The 25222-nt window shown below is 68.0% G+C and carries 22 protein-coding genes and 1 pseudogene; 13 read left to right on the top strand and 10 right to left on the bottom strand.

From position 1 onward, the window contains the following. Nucleotide 1: 1 nt before the first annotated feature. The 7 genes from CFB39_RS29025 to CFB39_RS28995 all read left to right on the top strand — a co-directional run bounded on the left by CFB39_RS29025 (nt 2) and on the right by CFB39_RS28995 (nt 7645). Entirely contained in the window at nt 2-1279 is a 1278-nt protein-coding gene (locus CFB39_RS29025; RefSeq protein ID WP_089426871.1) for an L-fuconate dehydratase, read from the top strand. A 43-nt stretch (nt 1280-1322) separates the two neighbouring features. Continuing rightward, on the top strand, nt 1323-2099 hold the full coding sequence (locus CFB39_RS29020; RefSeq protein WP_089475414.1) for an SDR family oxidoreductase: 777 nt from the start codon (nt 1323-1325) through the stop codon (nt 2097-2099). A gap of 12 nt (nt 2100-2111) precedes the next feature. Beyond that, nucleotides 2112-3650, top strand: a complete 1539-nt coding sequence (locus CFB39_RS29015; protein WP_089475413.1) for a sugar ABC transporter ATP-binding protein — start codon at nt 2112-2114, stop codon at nt 3648-3650. Nucleotides 3651-3677: 27 nt separating this feature from the next. Next, nucleotides 3678-4715 carry an ABC transporter permease gene (locus CFB39_RS29010; protein ID WP_089475412.1) on the top strand — a complete coding sequence of 346 codons (1038 nt, stop codon included), beginning with the start codon at nt 3678-3680 and terminating at the stop codon, nt 4713-4715. Nucleotides 4716-4812: 97 nt separating this feature from the next. Further along, complete coding sequence (locus tag CFB39_RS29005; protein ID WP_089475411.1) at nt 4813-5754, top strand: ABC transporter substrate-binding protein; 942 nt, start codon at nt 4813-4815, stop codon at nt 5752-5754. A 60-nt stretch (nt 5755-5814) separates the two neighbouring features. Then, nucleotides 5815-6687, top strand: a complete 873-nt coding sequence (locus CFB39_RS29000; protein WP_089475700.1) for an amidohydrolase — start codon at nt 5815-5817, stop codon at nt 6685-6687. Nucleotides 6688-6877: 190 nt separating this feature from the next. Then, a complete protein-coding gene (locus CFB39_RS28995) occupies nt 6878-7645 on the top strand; it encodes a FadR/GntR family transcriptional regulator (protein WP_089475410.1) in 768 nt (255 codons plus the stop codon). 30 nt (nt 7646-7675) lie between these two features. On the opposite strand, the gene CFB39_RS28990 is transcribed toward CFB39_RS28995, so the two are convergent. Then, nucleotides 7676-8917: an FAD-binding oxidoreductase gene (locus CFB39_RS28990; protein ID WP_089475409.1), complete on the bottom strand. Its 1242-nt coding sequence runs from the start codon at nt 8915-8917 to the stop codon at nt 7676-7678. A 218-nt stretch (nt 8918-9135) separates the two neighbouring features. Here CFB39_RS28990 and CFB39_RS28985 point away from each other — a divergent pair, with 218 nt between their 5' ends. Next, nucleotides 9136-9861: an SMI1/KNR4 family protein gene (locus tag CFB39_RS28985; protein WP_089475408.1), complete on the top strand. Its 726-nt coding sequence runs from the start codon at nt 9136-9138 to the stop codon at nt 9859-9861. A 39-nt stretch (nt 9862-9900) separates the two neighbouring features. On the opposite strand, the pseudogene CFB39_RS40965 reads toward CFB39_RS28985, so the two are convergent. From CFB39_RS40965 to CFB39_RS28945, 8 genes and pseudogenes are all read right to left on the bottom strand, one after another. Continuing rightward, a pseudogene (locus CFB39_RS40965) lies at nt 9901-10032 on the bottom strand (Asp/Glu/hydantoin racemase); the annotation flags it as partial. Between the two features lie 14 nt (nt 10033-10046). After that, on the bottom strand, nt 10047-11429 hold the full coding sequence (locus CFB39_RS28975; RefSeq protein WP_089475407.1) for an amidohydrolase family protein: 1383 nt from the start codon (nt 11427-11429) through the stop codon (nt 10047-10049). An 87-nt stretch (nt 11430-11516) separates the two neighbouring features. Then, entirely contained in the window at nt 11517-12890 is a 1374-nt protein-coding gene (locus CFB39_RS28970) for a nucleobase:cation symporter-2 family protein (RefSeq protein ID WP_089475406.1), read from the bottom strand. Between the two features lie 61 nt (nt 12891-12951). Then, the gene (locus CFB39_RS28965) at nt 12952-14064 is read right to left on the bottom strand and encodes a GTP-binding protein (protein WP_089475405.1); all 1113 of its coding nucleotides are present in this window, start codon (nt 14062-14064) and stop codon (nt 12952-12954) included. After that, the gene (locus tag CFB39_RS28960; RefSeq protein WP_089475404.1) at nt 14061-14675 is read right to left on the bottom strand and encodes a UbiX family flavin prenyltransferase; all 615 of its coding nucleotides are present in this window, start codon (nt 14673-14675) and stop codon (nt 14061-14063) included. Before CFB39_RS28960 ends, CFB39_RS28965 begins: the two co-directional genes overlap by 4 nt. Then, nucleotides 14672-16066, bottom strand: a complete 1395-nt coding sequence (locus CFB39_RS28955; protein WP_089475403.1) for a UbiD family decarboxylase — start codon at nt 16064-16066, stop codon at nt 14672-14674. Before CFB39_RS28955 ends, CFB39_RS28960 begins: the two co-directional genes overlap by 4 nt. Nucleotides 16067-16147: 81 nt before the next feature. Then, complete coding sequence (locus tag CFB39_RS28950; protein WP_089462178.1) at nt 16148-17053, bottom strand: amidohydrolase family protein; 906 nt, start codon at nt 17051-17053, stop codon at nt 16148-16150. 36 nt (nt 17054-17089) lie between these two features. Next, the gene (locus CFB39_RS28945; RefSeq protein WP_011354246.1) at nt 17090-17992 is read right to left on the bottom strand and encodes an amidohydrolase family protein; all 903 of its coding nucleotides are present in this window, start codon (nt 17990-17992) and stop codon (nt 17090-17092) included. 242 nt (nt 17993-18234) lie between these two features. Here CFB39_RS28945 and CFB39_RS28940 point away from each other — a divergent pair, with 242 nt between their 5' ends. Beyond that, nucleotides 18235-19125 (top strand): LysR substrate-binding domain-containing protein, encoded by an 891-nt coding sequence (locus CFB39_RS28940; RefSeq protein ID WP_089441835.1) that lies wholly within the window; start codon nt 18235-18237, stop codon nt 19123-19125. Nucleotides 19126-19134: 9 nt separating this feature from the next. On the opposite strand, the gene CFB39_RS28935 is transcribed toward CFB39_RS28940, so the two are convergent. Further along, nucleotides 19135-20028, bottom strand: a complete 894-nt coding sequence (locus tag CFB39_RS28935; RefSeq protein WP_089475402.1) for a LysR substrate-binding domain-containing protein — start codon at nt 20026-20028, stop codon at nt 19135-19137. A gap of 128 nt (nt 20029-20156) precedes the next feature. Here CFB39_RS28935 and CFB39_RS28930 point away from each other — a divergent pair, with 128 nt between their 5' ends. From CFB39_RS28930 to CFB39_RS28915, 4 genes are all read left to right on the top strand, one after another. Continuing rightward, on the top strand, nt 20157-20651 hold the full coding sequence (locus tag CFB39_RS28930; protein WP_089475401.1) for a (2Fe-2S)-binding protein: 495 nt from the start codon (nt 20157-20159) through the stop codon (nt 20649-20651). A gap of 1 nt (nt 20652) precedes the next feature. Next, the gene (locus CFB39_RS28925; protein WP_089475400.1) at nt 20653-22899 is read left to right on the top strand and encodes a xanthine dehydrogenase family protein molybdopterin-binding subunit; all 2247 of its coding nucleotides are present in this window, start codon (nt 20653-20655) and stop codon (nt 22897-22899) included. A gap of 281 nt (nt 22900-23180) precedes the next feature. Next, the gene (locus CFB39_RS28920) at nt 23181-23888 is read left to right on the top strand and encodes a YfiR family protein (protein WP_089475399.1); all 708 of its coding nucleotides are present in this window, start codon (nt 23181-23183) and stop codon (nt 23886-23888) included. Further along, on the top strand, nt 23885-25153 hold the full coding sequence (locus CFB39_RS28915) for a diguanylate cyclase domain-containing protein (protein ID WP_089475398.1): 1269 nt from the start codon (nt 23885-23887) through the stop codon (nt 25151-25153). Before CFB39_RS28920 ends, CFB39_RS28915 begins: the two co-directional genes overlap by 4 nt. The last annotated feature ends 69 nt before the right edge of the window (nt 25154-25222 follow it).

The following is a 25222-nucleotide window of genomic DNA, read 5'->3' as shown; positions in this document are numbered from 1 at the left end:
CATGCCTATCATTCGATCGATGCGCGTCCTCGACGTGCGCTTTCCGACCTCGCGCCAGCTCGACGGCTCCGATGCGATGAATCCGGACCCCGATTATTCGGCGGCCTACGTCGTGCTCGAAACCGACCATGACGGGCTCGAAGGTCACGGGCTCACGTTCACCATCGGACGCGGCAACGAAATCTGCTGCGCGGCGATCGACGCGATGCGTCACCTCGTCGTCGGCCTCGATCTCGACTGGATCCGCGAAGACATGGGCCGCTTCTGGCGGCACGTGACGTCGGACAGCCAGCTGCGCTGGATCGGCCCCGACAAGGGCGCGATCCACCTGGCGACGGGCGCGGTCGTCAACGCGGTGTGGGATCTGTGGGCGAAAGCCGAACGCAAGCCGCTGTGGCGGCTCGTGGCCGACATGAGCCCCGAGGAGCTGGTGCGCGCGATCGACTTCCGCTACCTGACCGACTGCCTGACGCCGGACGAAGCGCTCGACCTGCTGCGCCGGCAGGCGCCGGCCAAGGCCGAACGGATCGCGCTGCTCGAGCGCGACGGCTACCCGTGCTACACGACGTCGGCCGGCTGGCTCGGCTACAGCGACGACAAGCTGCGGCGGCTGTGCCGCGAAGCCGTCGACGCCGGGTTCGAGTACGTGAAGCTGAAGGTCGGTGCGAACCTGGCGGACGACATTCGCCGCGTGACGATCGCGCGCGAGGTGATCGGCCCGGACCGCAAGCTGATGATCGACGCGAACCAGGTGTGGGAAGTGGACGAGGCGATCGACTGGGTGCGCGAGCTGGCGTTCGCGCGGCCGTGGTTCATCGAGGAGCCGACCAGCCCCGACGACGTCGAAGGGCATCGCAAGATCCGCGAGGCGATCGCGCCCGTGCAGGTCGCGACCGGCGAGATGTGCCAGAACCGCGTGCTGTTCAAGCAGTTCATCGCGCGCGGCGCGATCGACGTCGTGCAGATCGATGCGTGCCGGCTCGGCGGCGTGAACGAGATTCTCGCGGTGATGCTGATGGCCGCGAAGTACGGGCTGCCCGTGTGCCCGCATGCGGGCGGCGTCGGGTTGTGCGAGTACGTGCAGCATCTGTCGATGATCGATTACATCTGCATCGCCGGCACCAAGGAAGGGCGCGTGACGGAGTACGTCGATCACCTGCACGAACATTTCGTCGAACCGTGCGTCGTGCGCGGCGCGGCGTACATGCCGCCGACGGCGCCCGGCTTCTCGATCGAGATGAAGCCCGAATCGCTGGAGCAGTACCGGTTCCGCGGCTGACACGCGTCGAGCGTGCCGACAACATGAACGACGGAGACGCGAAGTGGATTTGAATCTGCGACACAAGGTCGTGATCGTGACCGGCGGCGCGTCGGGTATCGGCGCCGCGATCTCGATGCGGCTGGCCGAAGAAGGTGCGATTCCGGTGGTGTTCGCGCGCCACGCGCCCGACGATGCGTTCTGGCGCGCCGTCGTGCAGAAGCAGCCGCAGGCCGCGTGCCTCTCGGTCGAATTGCAGGACGATGCGCAGTGCCGCGATGCCGTTGCGGAAACGGTCACGCGCTTCGGCCGACTCGACGGCCTGGTCAACAACGCGGGCGTCAACGACAGCATCGGGCTCGATGCCGGGCGCGACGCGTTCGTCGCGTCGCTCGAACGCAACCTGATCCACTACTACGTGATGGCGCACTACAGCGTGCCGCACCTGAAGGCGACGCGCGGCGCGATCGTCAACGTTTCGTCGAAGACGGCCGTCACCGGGCAGGGCAACACGAGCGGCTATTGCGCGTCGAAGGGCGCGCAGCTCGCGTTGACGCGCGAATGGGCCGTCGCGTTGCGCGACGACGGCGTGCGCGTGAACGCGGTGATTCCGGCCGAGGTGATGACGCCGCTGTACCGGAGATGGCTCGACAGTTTCGACGACCCCGACGCGAAGCTGGCCGGCATCGCGGGCAAGGTGCCGCTCGGCCAACGCTTCACGACGGCCGACGAAATCGCCGATACGGCCGTGTTCCTGCTGTCGGAACGTGCGTCGCACACGACGGGCCAGTGGCTGTTCGTCGACGGCGGCTATACGCATCTCGACCGTGCGATCAGCTGAGGGCGGCGATCCATGCAACCCGACCTGACTCCGAACGCCGCGCCACCGTTGATCGCACTGACCGGCATCGGCAAGCGCTTCCCCGGCGTGCAGGCGCTCGACGACTGCCGCTTCGACCTGCGTGCCGGCGAAGTGCATGCGTTGATGGGCGAGAACGGTGCCGGCAAGTCGACGCTGATGAAGATCCTGGCGGGCGTCTACCCGCGCGACGAAGGCGAGATCCGGATGGACGGCCGCGCGGTGGAGATCGCCGATCCACGCGCCGCGCAGGCGCTCGGAATCGGCATCATCCATCAGGAACTGAACCTGATGAACCACCTGAGTGTCGCGCAGAACATCTTCATCGGCCGCGAGCCGCGCGGCCGCTTCGGCGTGTTCGTCGACGAAGACAAGCTGAATCGCGACGCGGCCGCGATCTTCGCGCGGATGCGGCTCGATCTCGACCCGCGTACGCCGGTCGGCCGGCTCACGGTGGCCAAGCAGCAGATGGTCGAGATCGCGAAGGCGCTGTCGTTCGATTCGCGCGTGCTGATCATGGACGAGCCGACCGCCGCGCTCAACAACGCGGAGATCGCCGAGCTGTTCCGCATCATCGGCGACCTGCGCGCGCATGGTGTCGGCATCGTCTACATCTCGCACAAGATGGACGAGCTGCGCCAGATCGCCGATCGCGTGACCGTGATGCGCGACGGCAAGTACGTGGCGACCGTGCCGATGGCCGACACGTCGATGGACACGATCATCGCGATGATGGTCGGCCGCCAGCTCGCGACCGAATTCCGCACGCCGCCCGATACGTCCGCGAACGACGTCGCGCTCGAAGTGCGCGGGCTGTCGCGCGGTCGCGCGATCCGCGATGTCGGCTTCACGCTGCGGCGCGGCGAGATTCTCGGCTTCGCCGGATTGATGGGCGCCGGCCGCACCGAGGTCGCGCGCGCGGTGTTCGGCGCGGACCCGGTCGATGCGGGCGAGATCCGCGTGCATGGCAAGCCCGTGACGATCCGCACGCCGGCCGATGCGGTGAAGCACGGGATCGGCTACCTGTCCGAGGATCGCAAGCACTTCGGGCTCGCGGTCGGGATGGACGTGCAGAACAACATCGCGCTGTCGAGCATGCGTCGCTTCGTGCGCCGCGGCGTGTTCCTCGACGCGCGTGCGTTGCGCGACACCGCGCAGTCGTACGTGCGGCAGCTCGCGATCCGCACGCCGTCGGTCGCGCAGCCGGCGCGGCTGCTGTCGGGCGGCAACCAGCAGAAGATCGTGATCGCGAAATGGCTGCTGCGCGACTGCGACATCCTGTTCTTCGACGAGCCGACGCGCGGCATCGACGTCGGCGCGAAAAGCGAGATCTACAAGCTGCTCGATGCGCTCGCCGCCGACGGCAAGGCGATCGTGATGATCTCGTCGGAGTTGCCCGAGGTGCTGCGCATGAGCCACCGGATTCTCGTGATGTGCGAAGGGCGCGTGACCGGCGAATTGCACGCGGCCGACGCCACGCAGGAAAAGATCATGCAGCTCGCGACGCAGCGCGAGTCGACCGTATTGTCCTGAATCAGATGCCGAGACGCTCACCCGATCATGTCCAACGATACGCATCCCGTTCCGCCCCTCGCGTCCGGCGACACGCCGGCCGGCGCATCGAGCCTGAAGTCGCGCTTCTTCAACCCGGCCGCGCGGCAGAAGCTGCTCGCGTTCGCGAGCCTCGTGCTGCTGATCGTGTTCTTCAGCGTCGCGTCGCAGAACTTCCTCGAAGTCGACAACCTCGTCGCGATCCTGCAGGCCACCGCGGTGAACGGCGTGCTGGCCGTCGCCTGTACCTACGTGATCATCACGTCGGGCATCGACCTGTCGGTCGGCACGCTGATGACGTTCTGCGCGGTGATGGCCGGCGTCGTGCTGACGAAATGGGGGATGCCGCTGCCGCTCGGGATCCTCGCCGCGCTGTGTTTCGGCGCGCTGTCGGGCAGCGTATCGGGCTTCGTGATCGCGAAGATGAAGGTGCCGCCGTTCATCGCGACGCTCGGCATGATGATGCTGCTCAAGGGGCTGTCGCTCGTGATCTCGGGCACGCGGCCGATCTACTTCAACGACACGCCGGGCTTCACGTCGATCGCGCAGGATTCATTGATCGGCAACCTGATTCCGGCGCTGCCGATTCCGAACGCGGTGCTGATCCTGTTCCTCGTCGCGATCGGCGCGTCGATCGTGCTGAACCGCACGATCTTCGGCCGCTACACGTTCGCGCTCGGCAGCAACGAGGAAGCGCTGCGGCTGTCGGGCGTGAACGTCGATGCGTGGAAGATCGCGGTCTACACGTTCAGCGGCGCGGTGTGCGGGATCGCCGGGCTGCTGATCGCGTCGCGGCTGAATTCCGCGCAGCCGGCGCTCGGGCAGGGCTACGAGCTCGATGCGATCGCGGCCGTCGTGATCGGCGGCACGTCGCTGTCGGGTGGCGCGGGCAGCATCGTCGGCACGATCATCGGCGCGTTCATCATGAGCGTGCTGACGAACGGCCTGCGCATCATGTCGGTCGCGCAGGAATGGCAGACGGTCGTGACGGGCGTGATCATCATCCTCGCCGTCTACGTCGATATCCTGCGCCGTCGGCGCCGCTGACGGTTGCATTCACGCAGGCAGGTGCTTCATCGCCGGTTCCGGCCGGCGTCCCAGTCGTTCCAGTCGGTTGAGTCGATACGAAAAAAGGAGACGCGAAGTGATCAGGAGCAAGGTGTTGAACGCGATCGTCGGGCTGACGTTCGCCGTCGGCGTCACGGCCGGCGCGCAGGCGCAGGAAACCTACATCCCGCTGATCTCGAAGGGCTTCCAGCATCAGTTCTGGCAGGCCGTGAAAGCGGGCGCGACGCAGGCCGCGAAAGACTACAAGGTGAAGGTGACGTTCGAAGGGCCGGAGACCGAGGCGATGGTCGACAAGCAGATCGACATGCTGTCGGCCGCGATCGCGAAGAAGCCGGCCGCGCTCGGCTTCGCGGCGCTCGACAGCAAGGCCGCGTTGCCGCTCTTGAAGAAGGCGCAGGCCGAGAAGATCCCGGTGATCGCGTTCGACTCGGGCGTGGACAGCGACATCCCGGTGACGACGGCCGCGACCAACAACAAGGCCGCCGCGGCGCTCGCCGCCGACAAGCTCGCCGCGCTGATCGGCGACGAGGGCGAGGTGGCCGTGGTCGCGCACGACCAGACGAGCCGCACCGGCATCGACCGCCGCGACGGCTTCCTCGAACGGATGAAGTCGGCGCATCCGAAGGTGCGGGTCGTCACCGTGCAGTACGGCGAAGGCGACCAGCTGAAGTCGACCGAGGTGACGAAGTCGATCCTGCAGGCGTATCCGAAGCTCAAGGGGCTGTTCGGCACCAACGAAGGCTCGGCGATCGGCGTGGTCAACGGCGTGCGCGAGATGAAGCGCAAGGTCGTGATCGTCGGGTACGATTCCGGCAAGCAGCAGAAGGACGCGATCCGCAGCGGGCTGATGGCCGGCGCGATCACGCAGAACCCGGTCGGGATCGGCTACAAGACGGTCGAGGCGGCCGTGAAGGCGATCAAGGGCGAGAAGCTGCCGAAGGTCATCGATACCGGTTTCTATTGGTACGACAAGACCAATATCGACGATCCGAAGATCACGGCGGTGTTGTACGACTGAACGTTGCGTCGCGCGGCGGTGGCGCGCGACGCCGCCGCGGCGACCGGACACGAGGGCATCATGGGCGCAGTGCGTATCGATTCGCATCAGCACTTCTGGCGCTATCGCGCCGCCGATTACCCGTGGATCGGCCCCGGCATGGGCGTGCTTGCGCGCGATTACCTGCCCGATGCGCTGTGGCCGCTGATGCATGCGCAGGCGCTCGGTGCGTCGATCGCGGTGCAGGCGCGCGCCGGGCGCGACGAGACGGCGTTCCTGCTCGATCTCGCGCGCGACGATGCGCGCATCGCGGCGGTGGTCGGCTGGGAGGATCTCGCCGCGCCGCAGCTCGCGGATCGCATTGCCGAATGGCGCAGCCCGAAGCTGCGCGGGTTTCGTCACCAGGTGCAGGACGAAGCCGATGCCGGTGCGTTCGTCGCGGAGCCGGGCTTCAACCGCGGCATCGCGTGGCTGCAGGCGAACGGCTACGTGTACGACGTGCTCGTGTTCGAGCGCCAGTTGCGCGAGGTGTGGGCGTTTTGTGCGCGGCACGACGCGCACTGGCTCGTGCTCGATCACGTCGGCAAGCCCGCACTCGCCGACTTCGAGCGCGACGACACGGCGCTCGCGCGCTGGCGCGCCGCGTTGCGCGAGCTGGGCGCGCTGCCGCATGTCGTGTGCAAGCTGTCGGGGCTCGTGACCGAGGCCGACTGGAAGCGCGGGCTGCGCGGGAAGGACGTCCGGCGTATCGAGCAGTGTCTCGACGCGGCGCTCGACGCGTTCGGCCCGCAGCGGCTGATGTTCGGGTCGGACTGGCCCGTGTGCCTGCTGGCCGCGTCGTATGACGAAGTGGCTTCGATCATCGAGCGCTGGGCCGAATCGCGATTGTCGGCGGCCGAGCGCACCGCGCTGTGGGGCGGCACCGCCGCGCGTTGCTACGCGGTGCCGACGTGAGCGCGCGGTCGTGCGCGTTGGGGCGTGGCTTCGTCGGACGAATGGCGACGGGTGCCACGGTGTGTCGATGGTTGCGGTCGCATCGATGCTGCAGCCGATGCCCGGGGCCGAACCTTTAGAATAGGCGCAAACGGTTGCGTGCGATGCGCGCGCGGCCGTCCGAAACGAAACCGATCACCAGTCCCGACGTATGTCCATCCAGCCGATTCAGAACCGCCGCCTCTACCAGCAGATCGCCGACAAGCTCAGTGCGATGATCGAGTCCGGCGATTTTCCGCCGGGCAGCTACCTGCCGCCCGAGCGCGAACTGGCCGAACAGTTCGGTGTGTCGCGCACCTCGGTGCGCGAGGCGCTGATCGCGCTCGAAGTGAGCGGACTCGTGAGCGTGCGCGTCGGCGACGGCGTGAAGGTGCGCCATCCCGAAACGGCCGCCGCACCCGAGCCCGCGCCTGTCGCTGCGGAGAAGGCCGTGCCGTTCACGATCGTCGAGATCGATCCCGAACTCGGCATCGCACTCGACCTCGATACCGAAATCCCGCCGTTCGCGTTGCTGCAGGCACGCCGGCTGATCGAGCCGGAAGCGGCGTCGCTGGCCGCGAAGCACGGCTCGGACGAGCAGATCGAAGGGATCCACGAGGCGTTCCTGCGCAACCAGGCAGACAACCTCAGCGGCTCGCTCACGCATCCGGGCGACCGGCTGTTTCATATCCGCATCGCGGAGGCGAGCGACAACGCCGCGTATGCGCTGATGATCAAGCAGCTGCTCGCGCACAAGTACGACCTGATGTTCCAGCGGCTGCAGTCGCTGTACATGCCGAACGACATGCCGCACCGGTCGGAACTCGAACACCGCGCGATCCTCGATGCGATCCGCGCACGCGACCCGGACGCCGCGCGGCGTGCGATGGCCGAGCATCTCGACGAAGTGATCCGCATCTTCGGCCGCGCGCTCGATTGAGCGCGGGTCGACGCGTGGCCGGTTGCCCGTTCAGAAGCGATCCGCGCGATACGGCGCCGGATCGGTGAACGGCGCTTCGCCCGTCATCATCTCGGCCAGCAGGCGGCCGGTGACGGGGCCGAGCGTCAGCCCGTGATGGTTGTGCCCGAACGCGAACCACAGCCCGCGATGCGCGGGCGCGGGGCCGATCACCGGGCGCATGTCGGGCGTGCACGGCCGGAAGCCGAGCCAGGGTTGCGGGTCGAGCCGCTCGCCGAAACCGAACACGGGCCGCGCGACGCGTTCCGCGCGTTCGAGCTGCACGCCGGTGGGCGGCACGCCGCGCCGCGCGATCTCGACGCCGGTCGTCAGCCGCAGCCCGCGCTTCATCGGCGCGATCACGTAACCGTATTCGCGATCGACGATCGGCGCCGACGGCACGCCGCGCGCGGACGGCGCGTAGTGCATGTGATAGCCGCGCTTCTCGCGCAGCGGGATCGTGTAGCCGAACTTGCCGAACACCGTGTCGGACCACGGGCCGAGCGCGACGACCACGGCCGGCGCGGCCGCCATGCCGTCCTGCGTCCTGACCTGCCAGCCCGGCGACAGCGCGTCGAGGCTCGCCGCGTCGCCCGTCAGCAGCGTGCCGCCGCCCTGCACGAAGAGTTGCGCGTACGCCTTGACGAGCGCGGACGGGTCGACGACGCTTTTCGGATCGAGCCAATGCAGCGCGCCGCAGAAGCCGGGCGCGAGGCTCGGTTCGTGCGCGCTCAGCGCGGCCGCATCGAGCGGCGTGATGCCGAGCCCGTGACGGCGCGCGGTGAGTCCGGCTTCGGTCACGCCGCGTTCGAATGCCGCGGGCGTGCGGAACGCTTCCAGCCAGCCGTTCGCGCGGATGAGCTCGCCGGCGCCGGCCCGCGCGATCAGCGCGTCGTGCTCGACGATGCAGCGCTCGATCAGCGGCAGCATGTCGCGCGACGCCGCCGCGTGACGCAGCGGCGCCGATTCCCACCAGAAACGCGCGAGCCACGGCGCGAATGCGGGCAGCGACGCGCTGTGCCAGTAGAGATCGGTCGAGCGGTTCAGCGCATAGCGCATCAGCGTGAACGGGCTGCGCGGGAACGGATACGGTTCGACCGACGAGCGCTCGATCAGCCCCGCGTTGCCGAAGCTCGTGCCTTCGCCGGGCGCGCCGCGATCGACGAGGGCGACCTTGCGCCCGCGATCCTGCAGGTGGAGTGCCGCGGAGACGCCGACGATGCCTGCGCCGAGAACGATGACGTCGAAATCCATCAGTGGTGAGTGACGGTGAGCGGCGCGTGCCCGCGATGACGCGGATGCGCCCGGGTTGGAGAGCAGTTCGAACTGCAAGCATACTCGCGGCGGCGTGGGGCACCAAGAGGACGCGCGCGGCCTGCGCATGGCAGGTGGCCCGCGCGCGACGATTCGCGATCGTCGTGCCGACGCGGGCAGTAGAATGCGCGGATTCCGGCCTTCGAGGGTGACACGCGATGATCGAGTTGACCGCAGCGGATTATGCGGCGGAGTTGAAGCGCTTTCGGGCGACCGGCAGCGTCTGGCTCGCGGCGGACGAGATGCCGGCCGATGTCGACGTGCCGCCTGCATGGCGCGCGTTGCTCGCCGCGCCGGACGACCTGCTCGCGGACAGGCTCGTGCAGATGTGGGCCGGCATCATCGATCGATTGCCGGGCGTCGCGCAGTTCTTTCGCGACAAGCTCGCGCGTCCGGCCGTGTTCCGCAACGACGGCGGCGACGTCGCGCTGCTGTATCCGTACACCGTCGAGCACGACGACCTGAATTTCTTCATCGGCCGCGCGCCGTTGCGCGAGCGGTGGCCGGATGATGCGCCACCGTGGACTGCGCTGCCTGAAGCGCTGCGGCGTTTCCATCAAACCGTGCATGACGGCTGGACGTTCTTTCCCGCGAATTCGATGGGGCCGTTGCCGCTCGCCGATCAGGCTGCGCTTGCCGGCAAGCTCGACCTGACGCCTGTCGAGATACGCAAGCTCGGCGTGAACCCGGATCTCGTGCGCACCGTGTTTCATAACGGCAGCGGTGACTGGCTGTGCGTCGATTCGAGTGAAGCGGCCAGCGGTGGCAACCTGGCCGGGTGGTTATGGTGGCACGAGCGTCCGACCGAGCTTGAGCCCGTGGATTTCTGGGCCGTGATGAACGCGTGGTTCGAGATGTTCGTCGAGGAAGCCGACAAGCGATGATGAGACACGCCCGGCGCTTTTCGGGCGTCGGGCGTGTCGGATCTCGGTCACGGTGAAGCGCGCGAAATGCACGTTGACGCCTGGCAGCCCGGCGACGATCGCGGTCGTCAACGGTTCGAGCGCGGTGTTCGACGACGGCGTCAGGATGCCGATGCGGATGCGCGGATTCATCGCGGGGCGTCCGTTCAATCGAGCAACTGCCGCACGGCGTCAACGGCCTCGCGGCGCAGCGCGGCCAGGTCGAGGCCCGGAATTTCGCCGTTGTCCACCACGACGCGGCCGTTCACGATGTTGTACTTCACCGGCACGGGCTCGCCGGCCGCAACCGGGGCGATTGCGTAATCGTGGAAGCCGTTGAAGCGCGGCCCGCTCACGTCGTACAGCACGAGATCGGCGGCCTGGCCCGCTTCGAGCGTGCCGACCGCGTTCAGCCCGAGCACGCGTGCGCCGCCTTGCGTGCCCCAGTGCAGCACCTCCTCGGCGGTGGTGGCCGCCGCACCGTGCGCCGCACGATGCACGAGCCAGGCGAAATTCGCTTCGTGCGTCATGCTGCCGGATTCGTTCGACGCGACACCGTCGACGCCGAGCGACACCGGCACGCCGGCCGCCGCCATGCGCGGCGCGGGCGCGATCCCGCTGCCGAGCCGCGCATTGCTGACGGGGCAGTGCGAGCAGCCGGTGCCCGTTTCGGCGAGCAGCGCGATTTCGTTCTCCTCGAGATGGACGAGGTGCGCGAACCACACGTCCGGGCCGAGCCATTCGTGTTCGGCGACGAATTCGACCGGCAGCTTGCCGTAGCGCTCGCGACAGAAGTCGACGTAACGCGTCGTCTCCGACAGGTGCGAATGCAGCCGCAGGCCCATCCCGCGCACGGCGCGCGCGACTTCGGGCAGCAGGTCGGGCGGCAGCGAGAAGGTCGGTGTCGTCGGGGCGACGACCACGCGGCGCATCGATGCGGTGCCCGCGTCGTGATAACGCGCCTTCAGCCGCTCGATGTCGGCAAGCATCTGGTCGAGCGTCTCGGGCTGCAATGCCGTGCCGGCGAAGCCCGGATGATCGCCGGCCGCCTGCAATGCGCCGCCGCGGCACAGTACGAAGCGCATCCCGAAGCTGGCCGCTTCGTCGAACAGCAGGTCGCCGGTCTCGGTCGTGCCGCCCGCGTGATACAGGTAGTGATGATCGGCGCAGGTCGTCACGCCGGACAGCAGCAGCTCGGCGAAGCCGAGCCGTGCGGCGATGCGCGCGAGTGCCGGTGTGAAGCGCGCGACGCGCGGATACGGCACGGCCGCGAGCCATTCCTGCAGGCCGGCGTTGATCCCGGCCGGCACGGCCTTCAGCAGGTTCTGGAACAGGTGGTGATGCGTGTTGACCCAGCCCGGGTAGACGACGCAGTCGGTCGCGTCGATCACGCGTTCGCCGGGCAGCGGTGTGAGATCGGGCGCAATCGTCTCGATCCGGCCGTCGCGGATGCGCAGGTCGGCCTGGCCGAGCCGCGCGGCGTCGCCGGTGCGGCCGCTCATGACCGCGATCGGGTTGCGGATCAGCAGCGAAGAAGAAGGAACGCTCATGGTCGGGTCTCCTCGGATACGGATAGTCGGGTTGTTGTTCGTCAGGCGCCGCGCGCGGGCTCGATGCCGCGCGCGGCATGCAGCCCGTCAGTCGCACTCGCGCGCCATCGGGCTGCCGTGCGCGGCGTCGGCGTGGACGTGCGATTCAACGGGGGCGGCCGCCGGCACACCGTTGAGCATCGCGTTGAGCAGCACCGACACGAGGCACGCGAGCACGACGCCGCTGTGCAGGAACGGCTGCGTCCAGTCGGGCATGTGCGCGAACACCTTCGGCGCCATCACCGGGATCAGCGCAGTCGCGATCGTGAAGCCGACGATCAGCACGTTGTAGCGGTTGCCTTCGAAGTCGACTTTCGCGAGCGTCTGCACGCCGGCGGCGACCACCACGCCGAACATCGCGATACCGGCACCGCCGAGCGCGGCCGACGGCGTCGACGCGACGATCGCGCCGATCTTCGGCACCAGCGCGACGACGCACATCAGCACGCCGCTGACCGCGACGATCCAGCGGCTGCGCACGCCGGTCAGGATCACGAGCCCGACGTTCTCCATGAACGCGATGAACGGGAACGCGGCGAACGTGCCGGCGATCGCGCTCGCGACGCCGTTCGCCCGCAGCCCGCGCACGACATCCTCCTCGCTCACCTGCTTCTCGACGATGTCGCCGATCGCGACGAACAGGCCCATCGACTCGACCATCTGCACGATCATCACGACGACCATCGTCAGCACCGGCACGATCGCGAACACCGGCGTGCCGAAGTGGAACGGGTAGGGCACGGTGAACCACGGCGCGGCGGCGACGTTCGTGAAGTTGCCCATCCCGAGCGCGATCGCGAGCAGGCTGCCCGCGACGAGCCCGATCAGCACCGACAGGTTGCGCAGGAACGCGTTCGCGAAGCGGTTGACCGCGAGGATCACGACCGCGACGACGAGCGCGACCGCGAGAAACGACAGTTCGCCGAACTGCAGCTTCGCCGCGTCGCCGCCGCCGGCCCACTGGTACGCGACCGGAAACAGCTGCAGCCCGATCACGGTGACGATGCAGCCGGTCACGACCGGCGGGAACAGCCGGCGCAGCCGGCCGACCAGCGGCGCGGCGAAGGTCGTGATGATGCCCGCGCCGATCACCGCGCCGCACACGCCGGCGAACCCCACGCCCGGCGTCAGGCCGATCGCGATCACGGGGCCGACGCTGCTGAACGCGACGCCCTGCAGGATCGGCAGGCGCACGCCGAGTTTCCAGACGCCGACCGTTTGCAGGATCGTCGAGATGCCGGAACAGAACAGCGCGGTGCTGATCAGCACGGTCGTATCGGCGGGCGACATCTTCAACGCCGATGCGACGATCAGCGGCACCGCGATCGCGCCGATATAGGCGACGAGCATGTGTTGCAGGCCGAGCGTCAGCATCTGGCGGCGCGGCAGGACCCGATCGACGGGATGTGAAGCAGCGTTCATGGGCGAGTCTCCTGAGGTTCGTTTGCGGGCGGGCGCGCGATGCGCCCGCCTGGCGTGCCCGTCAGGCCGCGACCGCCGCGGCGAGACAGGCATGGAAACGGTCGGTCAGCGCGGCGCGATCGAGATCGCGGCCGATGAAAACGATGCGTGACGAGCGCGGCTCGCACCCCCACGCCTGCGCGGCGCGCAGCTCGATCACGCCGTGCACGCCCTGCAGCACGTAGCGTTGCGCGCGGCCCTGCACGGCGAGGATGCCTTTCATCCGGAACAGGTTCGCGGTATCGGCGCGACGCAGCTCGCCGAGCCACGCTTCGAGCGCGTCGAGATCGACGTCCGCATCGACTTCGATGCCGACCGACGACACGCTGGCGTCGTGTTCGTGGTGGTCGTGATCGTCGTCGTGTGCGTGCGACTGGTGCGCTGCGTGTGCGTGGTCGTCATGCTCATGCTCATGCGCGTGTTCGTCCGCATGCGGCGCATCGGCCTGCAGCCCGTCGCTCTCGACGAGGATCTGCGCGAACTCGTTCGCGCCGATGCCGAGGATGCGATCGAGATCGACCTGCGCGTAGCTCGACGTGACGATCTCCGCGGTCGTGTTCAGCGTGCGCAGCCGCGCGGTCAGCGCATCGACGTCCGGTGCGTCGACGAGGTCGACCTTGTTGATCACGATGCGGTCCGCGCAGACGATCTGGTCGACCGCCTGGTTGTCGCGGCCATCGAGCACCAGATCGTCGAGGTGCGCGCGGATATGCTTCGCGTCGACCATCGTGACGACCGCGTCGAGCGCGACCTCCTTCGCGATCGGATCGTCGAGGAAGAAGGTCTGCGCGACCGGATACGGATCGGCGAGGCCGCTCGTCTCGACGATGATGTGATCGAGCCGGTCGGGGCGCGCGACGAGCATCCGCACGATCCGCACGAGATCCTCGCGCACCGCGCCGACGCAGCACACGCAGCCGTTCGTCATCTCGTAGATTTCCTCGGTCGATTCGAGCACGAGGCCGCCGTCGATGCCGATCTCGCCGAACTCGTTCTCGATCACCGCGATCTTGCGACCGTGCTTCTCGCGCAGGATGTAGTTCAGCAGCGTGGTCTTGCCCGCGCCGAGAAAGCCCGTGAGCACGGTGACCGGAATCTTCTCGACGTCGCTGTGGGTGGTGTGGATGTGGGTCATGATGCATCTCCGTTGAGGCGGTTGGGCTGCGGGTTCGGCTGTGATGCGTTGTCTTTCCAGCGATGGACGGTGCGGGAGTCGAGGTCGAACAGGTCGAGCACGCGGCCGAGCGTGTGGTCGATCATCTGGTCGAGCGAAGCGGGGCGCGCGTAGAACGCCGGCACGGGCGGCGCGACGATCGCGCCCATCTCCGTGACGGTGGCCATGTTGCGCAAATGCGTGAGCGTGTATGGCGTCTCGCGTGCGAGCAGCACGAGCCGGCGGCGCTCCTTCAGCACGACGTCGGCCGCGCGCGAGATCAGGCCGGAGGAAAGGCCGCTCGCGATCTCGGCGAGTGTTTTCATCGAGCACGGCGCGACGATCATCCCGAGCGTGCGGAACGATCCGCTCGAAATCGGCGCCGCGATGTCGTCGCTGCGGTACAGCACGCTCGCGAGCGCGGTGATGTCGGACAGCCGGAAGTCGGTCTCGTGCGCCATCGTCAGCGCGGCGGCGCGCGACACGACCACGTGCGTCTCGATGTCGAGGTCGCGCAGCAGCGCGAGCAGCCGCATCCCGTACACGAAGCCGGATGCGCCGCTGATGCCGACCACGAGCCGCCGCGCGCTCATCGCGACGCTCCGCCGAGTTGCGCGATCACGTGCGCGGCGCGCTGCATCGCGGCGTCGCCGACGCGTGCGCGCACGCCGTCGAAACGCGAGCCGCGCGTCGCGTCGATCCCCATCCGCGACGTCGTGCCGTCGGCCGACGACGACGGATCGAGCGGGCTGCCGGGCAGGCCGTCGACGACGAACAGGTCGCGGTGCGGCTGGAAGTGCGTCGCGATCGCCCACAGCACCTGCGCGTCGTCGGTGATGTCGACGTCGCTGTCGACCGCGACGACGTTCTTCAGGTACGGGTCCCAGCCGAGCAGCGCGAGCATGATCTGGCGCGCCTCGCCGTCGCGCGACTGCTTCAGCGCGACGTAGCAGTGGAAGTGCGTGCCGGAATTCGGATAGTGGATCGCGGTGACGGAAGGAAAGCGCGCCTTCAGCTTCTCGCTCATCTCGGCTTCACGCGGCAGCCGCGCGAGCGTCAGGTGCTCCGCATACGGGCCGCCGACCACGTCGACGAGCCATGCATCCTTGCGCCGCATCATCGCGTCGATGCGCAGCACGTTGTTGGTCGAACGGTCCGACGAGTAGCCGGTGAATTCGCCGAACGGGCCTTCTTCCGCATGCGCGTCGGGATCGATCGTGCCTTCGAGCACGAACTCGGCGGCGGCCGGCACGCCGATGCCGTGGCGCGGCGTGCGCACGAGCTGCAGCGGCGCGCCGAACAGGCCGCCGGCAATCGCGCGCTCATCCGCGCCGAACGGCACGCGCGCGGCGGCCGCGAGCATGAACAGCGGATGCGCGCCGATCACCATCGCTACCTTGAGCGTGTCGCCGCGCGCCTTCGCGGTCTGCAGCATCCGCCATAGATGGCCACGTGAATGCAGGCTCGTCGCCAGCGCGTTGCGCGCATGCGGCATCGAGCGGTGGTAGCTGAGATTCGCGACGCCCGTCACCGGATCTTCGGCGACGATCACCGCATTGGTCACGTAGGGCCCGCGATCGGTTTCGAAGTGGCGGATCATCGGCAACTGCGCGAGATCCACCGCGTCGCCTTCGGTCACCTGATCGAGCACGGGGCCGTGCGGCACGACGACCGGCGCGACGGGTGCGTTCGCACGTTGCTGCCACGCGTCGAACAGGCCGTTCGCATCGACGCCGAACAGCCGGCCGATGCGCGGTCGGGACGCAAATACGTTGGTGACGAGCGGTGTCGACAGACCGTCGACGCGCTCGCAGACGAGCATCTCGTGCCGCCCGCGCGCGGCGAGCGACGCGACGACGGCCGTGACGTCCTGGTCGGCGGACAGCGGCTGCGCGAGCGTCAGCACGTCGTCCGGAAAGCGTTCGCGATAGGCGTTCGCGAAGTGATGAAAATCCTGCTGCTCGGCGAAAAGGCTGGACGCCATGATGCACTCCGTCGGATGCGGAAGGGGAAAGGCCGGATCGCGCGCGTGTTCAGAGCGGCACGCGATCCGGCTGCCGGCGCGTTACAGGTAGGTCGACGTGAGGCGCTTCTGCGCTTCGTCGAGATCCTTCGGCGGCTTGGTCGGCTCGATGCCGACGAGGCGGGCGATGTTGTTGCCCATGTAGTCCTCGAGGCCGTCCTCGTCGAGATCCATCCCCTGCGGCGCGGGCCCGCACAGCATTTCCAGCTCGCGCAGCCACATGCCGGGTTCGTTCGGCGGCGAATCGGTGCCGAACACGATCTTGTTGCGCGGCAGCTCGCGGGCGAACTCGACGATCCGCGACTGGTAGCACCAGCCCGATTCGCAGTACACGTTCGGCGTATCCATCGCCATCCAGAACGCTTCGAACGAGTAGTTGCCACCCGTCTGGATTCCGAAGTGACCGATGATGAAGTTCACCATCGGAAACTCGCGGATGATCGGATAGAACTGCGTCGGGATCGTGTACGGTCCGTCACCGGTATGGATCAGCACGACGATGTTGTACTTCGCGCAGACCTTCATCGCCGGGCGCAGCCAGTCGAGCGCGCGATCGGGCCGGTAGCCGTGCATGTTCGCGTGCAGCTTCACCATCTTGAAGCCGTACTCCCTGATGTGGAATTCGAGCTCCGCCGCGCCGTTCTCCGGGCCCCAGCGCGGGTTGTACGTGAAGTTGCCGATGAAGCGGTCGGGGTATTTCTGCGTGAGCTCGGCGATATACGCCATGTAGTCGCGAATGCCTTCACGGCCGCGGCGGTTGCCGTCGCGATAGCCGGTGTTGCCCGGCGGCGGCTGGATGAAGCCCATGTCGATGCGGCGCGGCTTGCCGTTGATGATGTACGGGCCGTCCATCATCTTCAGCAGGCGTTCGCCGGTGAACGGTTCGCCGGTGTGGCGCCACGCCTCGTCGACGAGGTTGGTCGGGTGCAGGTGCGTATCGATGATCATGCAATGCTCCGGAATCGGGAGAGAGGGGCGCGGGCGTCAGGCGGCGAGCAGGGCTTTCGCTTCGTCGACGGTGCGCGGCGCGGGCGTCGGTTCGAGGCCGATCATTCGCGCGGTGTTGTTGCCGAGGTAATCCTCGAGCGTGTCCTCGTCGAGATTCATCCCTTGCGGCGGATCGAAGCACAGCACCTCGAGCAGCCGCAGCCACATGCCCGGTTCGTTCGGCGGCGTGTCGGAGCCGAACAGGATCTTGTGCTTCGGCAGCACCTTCGCGAATTCGACGATCCGCGACTGCAGGCACCAGCCCGATTCGCAATACACGTTCGGCAGGTCCATCGCGAGCTGGAACGGCTCGAAGCAGTAGACGCCGCCGGTCTGCACCCCAAAGTGCGCCATGATGAAATTGACCGTCGGGAATTCCTTGATCATCGGCACCCACTCGGTCGGGATGCTGTACGGGCCGTCGCCGGTGTGCAGCTTCACGAGCACGCCGAGTTCCGCGCATTTCTTCAGTGCGGGGCGCAGCCAGTCGAGTGCGCGATCGGGCCGGTATGCATGCATGTTGGCCTGGAACTGCACCATCTTGAAGCCGAGCTTGCGCACGTAGTGATCGATCGCGTTCACGCCGTTCTCCACGCCGCAGCGCGGGTTGTAGACGAAGCAGCCGATGAAGCGGTCGGGGTGCTTGCGCACCATCTCGACCGTGTACGCCATGTACGCGTCGATCGATTCGGTGCCCGACTTCTCGCCGTCGGTATACGTATAGATGGTGTTGCCTTGCGGCGGCTGGATGAACGCCTTGTCGACGCGGCGCGGCTTGCCGTTGATGAGGAACGGGCCGTTCATCGTCTCGATCAGGCGCTCGCCGGTGAACGGCGGGCCGTCGTGACGCCATGCGAGGTCGACGAGATTCGTCGGGTAACAGCTGGTGTCGATGATCATCTACTCGATCTCCTTGAGAGGAACCGGAAAGGCCGGTTGCCGTATCGCGGGCAGGCACGTCGATGAAGCGACCTGTCGGTCGGATTCATGCGGCCCTTTGCAAGGCGCATTTTTTTTTGCGCCTTCCCCTCGCCGGCATCGAGTGACACACTGCGACGTGCACTGCTGCTTGGGACCGAGTGTCACCAGCCGAATGTGCTCTGTACAATATTTTTTACTGACGCTCTTGATACGTTTGCGATATGGACATGCGTGTGTTGCGTTACTTCGCGGTGCTGGCCGACGAACTGCATTTCGGGCGCGCGGCCGCGCGGCTCCATATCTCGCAGCCACCGTTGAGCCAGCAGATCCGGCTGCTCGAGGAGCAGCTCGGCACCGCGCTGTTCGTGCGCTCGCAGCATCGCGTCGAATTGACCGAGGCAGGGAAAACACTGAAGGAGCAGGTGCCGCTGATCGTCGCGCAGTTCGATCGCGCGATCGATCTCACGCGTTGCGCGGGGCGCGGCGAAGTGGGGCGGCTCGCGGTCGGCATCATCAGCTCGGCGATGGTCGTGCCGATTCCGCGTGCGTTGCGCGTGTTCGCCGAGCGCCATCCGCACGTGCACTGGTCGCTGCACGAGATGACGCCGGCCGCGCAGATCGACGCGCTGAAGGAGAAGCGGCTCGACGTGTGCTTCTTCCGGCTGTTCCAGGACGATCCGTCGATCCGCAGCGAGATCGTGGTGCGCGAAACGGCCGTGGCCGTGCTGCCGTCCGGCCATCCGCTCGCGTCGCGCGACGCGATCGCGCTCGGCGAGCTGGCCGGCGAGCAGTTCGTGTCATTCGGCTTGCGGCATTCGCAACTGGCGCGCTTCCTGCAGCAGAGCTGTGTCGATGCGCGCTTCACGCCGCGGATCGCGCACGAGGTCGTCGAGGTGCACACGCTGCTGTCGCTGGTGCGTGAAGGGCTGGGCGTCGCGCTGCTGCCCGCGTCGTCGCGGCAGATCTCGACGGGCGGCGTCGCGTTCGTGCCGCTGCTGCCGCCGGCGCTCGAGGTGTCGCTGCAGGCGCGCTACCGCGCGGACGATACGTCCGCGGTGCTCGGCGCGTTCCTCGACACCGTGCGCGAGGTCGCGGCGGAGTTCAGCGCGTAGCGGCGCGTATCAGCGCCCGAGCGACTGCGCGACCAGCGTACCGATCGCGTCGATCAGCGGCTTCACGCGCGCATGCCGTTCGCGCGGCCAGATCGCATGCAGGTTGTAGTGCGTCGGAATCGCGATCGTGCAGAGTTCGACGAGCCGGCCGTCGCGGCGCGCATCGGCGGCGAGCAGCCCGCGCACCAGCCCGGCGCCGAGCCCGGACGCGAGCGTCGCGACGAGCCCCGCCGCGTTGTCGAACACGGCGATCGTGTCCGGTTCGACCGGTTCGAGCCCCGCCGCGTCGAGCCACGGAATCCACGACCGCTTCGTATAGCCGAGCAGCGGCAGTTCGAGCACCTGTTCGGGCGTGAGCGGCGCGGTCAGCCCGTAACGTTCGAGCAGCGCCGGCGCGGCCATCGCGGTCAGCCGGTCGGGGCAGACCAGCGCGCTGTCCACGCCGTCCCATTCGCCATAGCCATAGCGCAGCGCGACATCGACGTGGTCGAATGCATCGCGATCATGGCGCGGCGCCGACAGCACCGTCAGTGTCGTGCCGTCGAGCGTGCGCATCAATGCCGGCAGCCGCGCGGGCAGCCAGCCCTGCATCAGTTCCGGATCGACGTCGAGCCGGAGTGACGGCCCGGCCGTGCGCCCCTTCACCGACGACAGTGCGCGATCGATTTGCTCGAGCCCGTCCGACAACTGGTTCGCGAACAGCGTGCCGGCATCGGTCAGCATCACGCGGCCGCCGGCGCGGGCGAACAGCGGCTGGCCGATGAATTCCTCGAGCGAGCGAATCTGCTGGCTGATCGCGCTGTGCGTGAGCGCCAGCTGGCGTGCCGCGCTGGAAAAGCTGCCGACCCGCGCCGCTTGCAGAAACGCCTGCATCGACTGGATCGAAGGGTATCGCTTGAGCATCTGTTAGTCCGACTGACAGGGATTCGACGAAATGATCGCTGGCGCACCCGTGCATCGCGTTTCGATAATGCTCCGGAACCGCGCGATGGGCGCGGGCCGACCCAGGAATGCGAATCAGGAGACCGCGCATGATCGACATCGTCGTGAACGATACACGCCATTCGCTCGAGAATGTACCGGGGGATATGCCGTTGCTGTGGGTGCTGCGCGACCGGCTCAAGCTCACCGGCACGAAGTTCGGCTGCGGCAAGGGCCTGTGCGGCGCGTGCACCGTGCATCTCGACGGGCAGGCCGTACGCGCGTGCCTGATTCCGGCCGTCGCCGCGCACGGGCGGCACGTGACGACGATCGAGGGGTTGTCGCCGGACGGGCGGCATCCGCTGCAGCTCGCATGGGTCGCCGAGGACGTGCCGCAATGCGGCTATTGCCAGCCGGGGCAACTGATGCAGGCGGCCGCGCTGTTGAAGGGCGGGCAGCCGGTGGACGACGATGCGATCGTGCAGGCGATGTCGGGCAACCTCTGCCGCTGCGGCACGTACGCACGCATTCACCGCGCGATCAAGCGTGCGGCGTCCGGCGATCCGTCGCTGAAGGCCGCGGCCGAACCCGCGAAGGAGGCGTGACATGCGCGACGATCACGCAGCGGATGCACCGCATGGCGACGGCACGCCGCGCCGGCGTTTTCTCAAGCAGGGTTCGGCGCTGCTGGCCGCAGGCATCGCGATCGGCTTCCGGATGCCCGACGCGGCGGCCGCGGGCAGGCACGCGAGCGGCGATCCGCATCCGGCCGCCGGCGAATTCGAACCGAACGCGTGGGTGCGCGTGCTGCCCGACGACACGATCAAGCTCGTCGTGCACAAGCACGATTCGGGCACCGGCACGCGCACCGCGCTCGCGGCGGTGGTGGCCGAGGAGCTCGACGTCGATCCGTTCCGGGTCGACGTGATCACGCCGGAAGATCCGTTCTTCGCCGACTACCTGCATCCGCTGTGGAAAGTGTTCTCGACCGGCGGCAGCACGAGTGTCGCGATGGAGTACGACCGGCTGCGTCGAGCGGGCGCGACCGCGCGTGCGATGCTCGTCGAAGCGGCGGCGCATCAATGGGGCGTGCCCGCTTCTGCGTGCACGACGGCAGACGGCGCCGTGCTGCATGCGTCGAGCGGCCGCCGGGCGACGTACGGCGCGCTCGCGCAGGCGGCCGCGCAGTTGCCGGCGCCGAAGCAGGTCGCGCTGAAAGATCCCGCGCAGTTCCGCTACATCGGCAAGCTGCGCAAGAAGCGCGGCGCCGCGCAGAAGGCCGACGGCTCGTTTCCGTACAGCATCGACGTGTCGCTGCCGGGGATGCTGGTCGCGGTCGTCACGCGTGCGCCGGTGATCGACGGCCGCGTGCGCAGCGTCGATGCGAAGGCGGCGCTCGCGATTCCCGGCGTGCGCGACGTGCTGCAGATTCCGCCGCGCCCCGACGTGCTCGGCGGCAACCAGGCCGGCGTCGCGGTGCTCGCGGACGACTACTGGTCCGCGCATCAAGGGCAGGCCGCGCTGACGATCGAATGGGAGGACAGCCTGTTCGAAACCTTCGACAGCAGCACGCTCGCCGCGCGCCAGGCCGCGTGGCTCGACGATCCGGCCGCGCGCGTCGTGCCGACGATCGCCGACGGCGATCCGGCGAAGGCCCATGCGGCCGGCGCGCGCATGATCGAGGCGTCGTATGCGATGCCGCACAAGGCCGCGAATCCGCTGGAGCCGATCAACCTCACCGTGTGGGCACGCAACGGCGGTATCGAATACTGGGGCGGGCTGCAGGTGCCGTCGACCGCGATGGAAGCGGCGGAGGTGATCGGCGGCATTCCTTCGCATCGGGTGACGCTGCACGAGCTGGTGTCGGGCGGCAGCTTCGGCGCGCGCGAATCGAAGTACTGGCTGTTCGAGGCGACGTGGCTCGCGGTGAAGACCGGCAAGCCCGTGAAGCTGATGAACAGCCGCGAGGACGAGATGCGTGCGCTGTTCTATCACGCGGCAAGCTACCACCGTGCGCGCGCGGTGCTCGATGCGCAGGGCAATCTCGCGTCGCTGTGGCTGCGCGCCGTGATGCCCGCCTCGCCGCAGCAGTGGGAGCCCGGCTACCTCGAGCGCGCCGACCGGATGGATTTCAGCACGACCGAGGCCATCACGAAATGGGAGTTCGCGTATGCGGCGCCGCATCGCGACATCGGCTGGATCCGGATGGAGACGGGCGTGCCGACCGGCTGGTTCCGCGCGGTGAGCTACATCGCGAACGTGTTCGCGGTCGAATCGGTGATGGACGAGGCCGCGCACGCGGCGAAGCGCGACCCGGTCGAGTTCCGGCTCGCGCACATGCGCGACCGGCCGCGCCATGCGGCCGTGCTGCGTGAAGCGGCGCAACGAGCGGGGTGGGGCCAGCCGCTGCCGGACGGTGTCGCGCTCGGCATCGCGACGAACCAGGCGTACGACAGCTATGTCGCGGTGGTCGCGCGGGTCGTGCGCAAGGACGGCGCGGTGCGCGTGGAGAAGCTGACGTGCGTCGCCGATTGCGGGATCGCGGTGTCGCCGGCCGGCGTCGACGAGCAACTGTACGGCGGCCTGATGTGGGGGCTCGGCCATGCGACGTCGGATCGCATCGACTTCCGGCACGGCCGCGTGCAGCAGTCGAACTTCGATACGTATCGCGTGATGCGGATGAGCGACATGCCCGATACCGACATTCACATCGTGCAGGGCGATCCGGCGAAGCCGGGCGGTGTCGGTGAACTGTCGAGCCCGGCGGTGACGCCGGCGATTGCGAACGCGGTATTCCGGCTGACGGGGAAGCGGTTGCGGGAGACGCCTTTCGATTTGTCGGCGGTGGCGTAGCGTGACCGAACGTATGAAGTTTGACTCCCATCGGCCGCCATTCCGCTGATCAATGCGCCGACGTCGCAGCCGGATCGTCGTCGGCGCATGCGTTCGCCCGCATCGTCGCGCGCAAGCGCCGATTCCGCACAAGTTCTCGCGCTGCTCGCGGGTGTTTCCCACTGGTTGGTGATGCGAATTTTTACCTAAGATGAAGCCATCATGCGCGTAATTCGGTGCCTGCACGTGCATGGAGGGAGGCGGGAGGCAGCGCCGGAGCGACGCCAGCGGATGTTGCCATCATGGATGCGAAAGTGTGCGCGTCGGCTGCCAGTCTCGCGACTGCGGCGACGCCAGCGGACGCGGCGGCAATCGCCGCGCGAACGGTGCCCGGCTGCCCGGGTCGAACCGCTCCGCTGCGCCATGCGCTGGTCGCAATCGTTTGCGTTCTGGGGGCTGCACAGGCCGTGCTTGCCGGGGCTTCCGCCGAGGCGCTCGATCCCGCCGACACGGTGCGCATCGTTGCGCCCGCAAGCCCCGCGGATCCCGTCGGTCCGGGCGGGGCGACATCCGACACGGCCGTGCGTCAGGTCGTGCTGGGCATCATCAGTTTCACCCGCTGGCCGACGACACCCGTGCGCCTGCATCTGTGCGTCACGGGCCGGCCCGACCATGCGCGCGGCCTGACCGATACGCTGCAGGCGGGCTCGACGCTGCTCGACGTGCAGCGTGTGCGCTTCGACGATCCCGCGCTCGGCATCGCCTGCGACATCGTCTATCTCGGCAACCTGGGCGCTGAGGAACGCGCGCGCGTGGGGGCGGCGGTGGCCGGCCATCCGGTGCTGACAATTTCGGAACACGATCCATCCTGCACCGCGGGCGGCATGTTCTGTCTCAACGTCGACGGCGAGCGCGTGTCGTTCGACATCAATCTCGACGCGGTCGCACGCAGTGGCGTGCGCGTGCATCCGAACGTGCTCAATCTCGCGCGACGGCCGGGGGCACCATGACACGGCGCGCCCCTCCGGTCTCCCTGTCGCGCGTGCCGCGCCCGACGCTGCAAAGCGTGCTGCGTCGCGCGCACCTGCGCCTCGCATTCGTCGCCGTCACGATGGCCGCCGTGTCGTTGATCGTGGTGGCCGTGATTGCATTGCGTGCGTATGCCGGCAACAACCTGAACCTGCTGGCGCGCTCGCTTGGCTATACGGTGGAGGCCGCGCTCGTGTTCGGCGACCGCGTCGCGGCGGCCGAGGCGATCGGGATGATCGCCGGCGATGAGGATGTCGCGCAGGTCGTGGTCACGGATAGCAAGGGCCAGTCGTTCGCGACGTGGCAGTTGCCTGCCGGCAGCGGGATCGCGCGGCTCGAGCGCGTCGTCGCCGACCTCGCGTTGCCGGGGCCCGTGACCGCGCCGGTGGTGCACGACGGCATCGTCGTCGGCCACGTCGTCGTGCGCGGCCGTGGGCATCAGTTCTTCGGATTCCTGCTTGGCGGCGTGGGCGGCATTCTCGGTTGCCTGGCCGTCAGCGTGATCGGTGCGTATATCAGCTCGCAGCGCCTGCTGCGCAGCATCGTTTCGCCGTTGCGCGCGCTGGCGGGCGTCGCCCACGCGGTGCGGCGCGAACGTGCGTTCGCGCAGCGCGTCGAGCCCGCATCGATTGCCGAACTCAACCAGCTCGGCGACGACTTCAATGCATTGCTCGACGAATTCGAAGAGTGGCAGAACACGCTGCGCGACGAGAACGCGTCGCTCGAACACAAGGCGACGCACGATGCGCTCACGGGGCTGCCCAATCGCGTGCAGTTCGAGTCGCGTCTCGCACTCGCTCTCGGCGAAGCCGGGGTGACGGGGCAGCGGGTCGCGATCCTGTATCTCGATTGCGACCGCTTCAAGGAAATCAACGACTGCCTCGGTCACGACGCCGGCGACGCGGTGCTGATCGGCATCGCGTCACGGCTGCGCACGCAGGTGCGCGAGACCGACCTGGTCGCGCGCCTGGGCGGCGACGAATTCGCGGTCATGCTGCCGGCCGTGCGCGACGCGGGTAGCGTATGTCGTATTGCTGACGAGATCTTGTCCGGTATGGCGCCGTCGATCGAGCTGTCCGACGGCCGCGTGGTGGCCACCATGATGAGTGCCGGCGTTGCGCTGTATCCCGATCACGCGTCGGACGCGAGCGGCTTGCTGCGGGCGGCGGATGCCGCGATGTACCGCGCCAAGCGCGCCCGGCCAGGCTCGTGGCAACTGGCGGAAGGGGTCGCGGGGGCGGCTTGAGGTCCATCGTTTCACGCTGCGGGCGAGGCCGCGGCAGTGGGTTGGAAGAGCGCTCGCGATGCGCGTGCA

This window comes from Burkholderia sp. AU6039, from assembly GCF_002223365.1.
In the GTDB taxonomy this organism is placed as follows: Bacteria; Pseudomonadota; Gammaproteobacteria; order Burkholderiales; family Burkholderiaceae; genus Burkholderia.
Note: the sequence above shows the minus strand (reverse complement) of the source record. Positions and strands in the feature narration are given on the sequence as shown.